The 3,072-nt window shown below is 55.0% G+C and carries 3 protein-coding genes; 2 read left to right on the forward strand and 1 reads right to left on the reverse strand.

Annotated features, from left to right (window positions below):
- The first annotated feature begins 132 nt into the window (after nucleotides 1-132).
- Nucleotides 133-1,494, forward strand: a complete 1,362-nt coding sequence (locus tag ATO11_RS20930) for an ISNCY family transposase (protein ID WP_050532858.1) — start codon at nucleotides 133-135, stop codon at nucleotides 1,492-1,494.
- A gap of 277 nt (nucleotides 1,495-1,771) precedes the next feature.
- Here ATO11_RS20930 and ATO11_RS21580 read toward each other — a convergent pair whose 3' ends face one another.
- Nucleotides 1,772-2,323, reverse strand: coding sequence for a DUF4007 family protein (locus ATO11_RS21580; protein WP_165587010.1), 552 nt, complete (start codon nucleotides 2,321-2,323; stop codon nucleotides 1,772-1,774).
- Between the two features lie 293 nt (nucleotides 2,324-2,616).
- On the opposite strand from ATO11_RS21580, the gene ATO11_RS20935 reads away from it, so the two are divergent.
- Nucleotides 2,617-3,048 carry a phospholipase D-like domain-containing protein gene (locus ATO11_RS20935; RefSeq protein ID WP_050532859.1) on the forward strand — a complete coding sequence of 144 codons (432 nt, stop codon included), beginning with the start codon at nucleotides 2,617-2,619 and terminating at the stop codon, nucleotides 3,046-3,048.
- Nucleotides 3,049-3,072 lie beyond the last annotated feature (24 nt).

Consider the following 3,072-nt stretch of genomic DNA (forward strand, 5'->3'; position numbering starts at 1 on the left):
TCTCCTTTGCAAACCCAGTGACATTTCTGAATGGTGTTTACATCAGATGTACGCGCAAAGTTAAAGTGTCCCACATCTGCAAAGTAGAAGTGTCACACTCTGCCCCAATGAGAACAGGCAGAGAGTGTGGGCATGGGATGGGTTTTGATGAGCGAGCGCGAGCTGAATCGTGTCGAGGTGTTGAGCCAATTAAGCCAAGGTCGGATGACGGCGACAAGCGCTGCGAACGTGCTGGGATTGAGCCGCAGACAGGTTCACAGACTGCTGAAGAAGTTCCAGATCGATGGTCCCGCCGCGATCCGGCACAGGGCGCGCGGTCGGGCATCGAACAATCGGATTGATCCAGCGGTTCGGGAGTTCGCGGTCACGCTGGTTCGGGAGAACTACATCGACTTCGGGCCGACCTTTGCGGCCGAGAAGCTCTACGAGGAACACGGGCTGAAGGTGTCGCGCGAGACGTTGCGCAAGTGGATGCAGGATGCGGGCATCTGGCTTTCCCGCAAGCAACGCCGCACATTCCATCAGCCGCGTTTGCGCCGGGAATGCTATGGTGAGTTGATCCAGATCGATGGCTCGGATCATCACTGGTTCGAGGATCGCGGGCCATCCTGCACCCTGCTCGTTTTCATCGACGACGCGACCAGTACCTTGATGCATCTGAAGTTCGTGACTTCCGAGAGCACGTTCAGCTACTTCAGCGCGCTGGAGGCTTATCTGCATGAACATGGACGCCCCGTAGCCTTCTACAGTGACAAGCATTCGGTGTTCCGCGTCTCAAGCGAGGCAGCGAAGTCAGGCCATGGAATGACCCAGTTTGGCAGGGCTTTGAACGAGTTGAACATCGAGATCCTCTGCGCGAACAGCTCTCAGGCCAAGGGCCGGGTCGAACGCGCCAACCGGACGTTGCAGGACCGCCTGGTGAAGGAGCTGCGCCTTGCGGGCATCTCGGACATGGACGCGGCCAACGCCTTCCTTCCGGCCTTCATGGACCGCTACAACGCCAAGTTCGCCAAGACCCCGCGCCGCCCGGACAATCTGCACCGGCCGCTCAATACCGAGCCGGATCGGCTGGCTGACGTACTATGCTGGCGCGATGAGCGCTACGTGGGCAACCAGCTTGCCTTCTCGTACGACCGCCAGCGGATCATCCTCCCGGAGAACGAGATCACGCGCGGCCTGCCTGGCAAATATGTCGACAGTTATGAGTACCCAGACGGGCGACTGGAATTCCGCTGGAAGGGTGTCGCGCTCCCCTACTCAGTATTCGACAAGGACCAGCGCATCACACACGCCGCCATCACCGAGAACAAGCGTCTTGGTGCCGTCCTTGAGTTCATCAAAGAGGAACAGGACAAGGCTCCGCCGAAGAAACAGCGCGCAGGCAAGCAACGCTCCCGCTACAAGCCTAATGGTCGCCGCAATGACGGCTGGAACTCCCTCGCCGCACGCCGCGCCAAACAGGCCCGCAAAGCCAGCCAGGGCTGCGATATCTGAGGTCTCCACCCTGTCAGGCTTTGCTACCCTCAGCGCAAAGTGGGACATTTCTACTTTGCAGAGGGAGGGACATTTCAACTTGGTTGCAACAATTCTTGTACGCTGGAGCGCGCTACCCTGAAGTGCGACTCCTATTAGAAAACAATTAGTTAGCCAATAGGAGGAGTATCGCACGTCTTCGGCATCCCCTAGTTTCAAGGGACATAAAGTCCCAATGATGTTGAACGGTGCTATAAAAGCAATGCAGTACTTAAGAAATTACTGGTGGAATGCTGGGTCAATAGGCGTCGGCCAGTGATTGTGGAGTGGCGAACCCTTCCGGAACGGATTTCTCGGAGAATGCATAGGAACCGTCAACGGTTTTCGTTAGAAGCTCCAAGCGCCCTAACCCATCTTCTGAAGAATAACATTCGATGAGCTTGCGCGCGATCACTGGTATCATCTTGCTTTGAGGTCCGAAGTGTTTCGCGTCATGTGCACTAAGCTTCATGACCAAACCATTCCGCAAGTCAGCTGAAGAAAAAGTAGTGCTGCTCATGGCTCGAAAAGCACCCATAAAAAAATGCCACGCCTCTGCGCGTGTTGGATCAACCGTCAGCTGCTGATGAAGAAACCAAAGAGTTGGCATCTTTTGGAACGCCGGGTCCTTCTTGACGAGCACTTCCCCAAAGCCCGTCAAGACAATCGGAAATCGCAGTTCAATCACCCCGGATTTGTGAAGCCATGAGCGGTAGGCTGACGCAAATGGTGCACCGTAGCCAAAAGGCTTTGCGAGCTCTTTGTCTCGCTGGGTTGGATTTTCCAATGCCGAGCCCAAGAGGCGTGACATCCTTTCTCTGTTCAAGCCAAAGTTGCCATGAAAGTATACCGTCATGCTTTGCACCCATCCCTACGTGACGACTATAAGCACAAGGTTCGAAGCCGCCTCGTGCAATTGTGCCCTTCCCATAAGCTTACTGAAAAGGCAGGATAAATGATAGGAGAGCATTGCTCTCGCCTGTGAACGCCGGACTTTAGATTTGCCATGGGTCAACACGGTGCCTCTCAGCGCAATACGAAGAAAACCTGAAGCTTCCTGTTATCTGACTTCCATGTCGCGTAGGCTTGATGCACCATTGTTCTATGAGCAAGTCGTTAAGATCCGTCAAAATTCCTTCAGACGTAGATACGTCCCAAGATGACATCGATCATGTGCTCATGAACCCCTGTCTTGCGCACTCCGTTTTCTATGACCGTGGCGTCGGATTCTTCACTTCCAGCTGGCTTCAAAGAGTGGCCACTGGAGTTGCCGGGTTCGCGGAGAACGGTGGGAAAATGAGACTAATTACCAGCCCAAAGCTCAAGCCTGAGGACTGGGCGGCAATAAAACAAGGAGCGGATGCCCTCGAAGATGACCATCTGCTTCAAGCCTTGCGCACGGAAGTTGATGAGCTTGAAAAAAGCGCGAGTTCCAAGCCGGTCCAGACTCTGTCCTACATGATCGCCGAAGGTCTACTCACGGTCCGCCTGGCTGTCCCGACCGGAAAACTGGACGGCGACTACCACCCGAAATGAACCGCCCCGGGTTTACCGGAGAGT

The sequence above is a fragment of the Pseudaestuariivita atlantica genome (assembly GCF_001205715.1).
In the GTDB taxonomy this organism is placed as follows: domain Bacteria; phylum Pseudomonadota; class Alphaproteobacteria; order Rhodobacterales; family Rhodobacteraceae; genus Pseudaestuariivita; species Pseudaestuariivita atlantica.

Coding starts and splice junctions, on each gene's coding strand:
- ATO11_RS20930 (WP_050532858.1), top strand. CDS start 133: ATGGGATGGGTTTTGATGAGCGAGCGCGAGCTGAATCGTGTCGAGGTG.
- ATO11_RS21580 (WP_165587010.1), bottom strand. CDS start 2,323: ATGTCACGCCTCTTGGGCTCGGCATTGGAAAATCCAACCCAGCGAGAC.
- ATO11_RS20935 (WP_050532859.1), top strand. CDS start 2,617: ATGAGCAAGTCGTTAAGATCCGTCAAAATTCCTTCAGACGTAGATACG.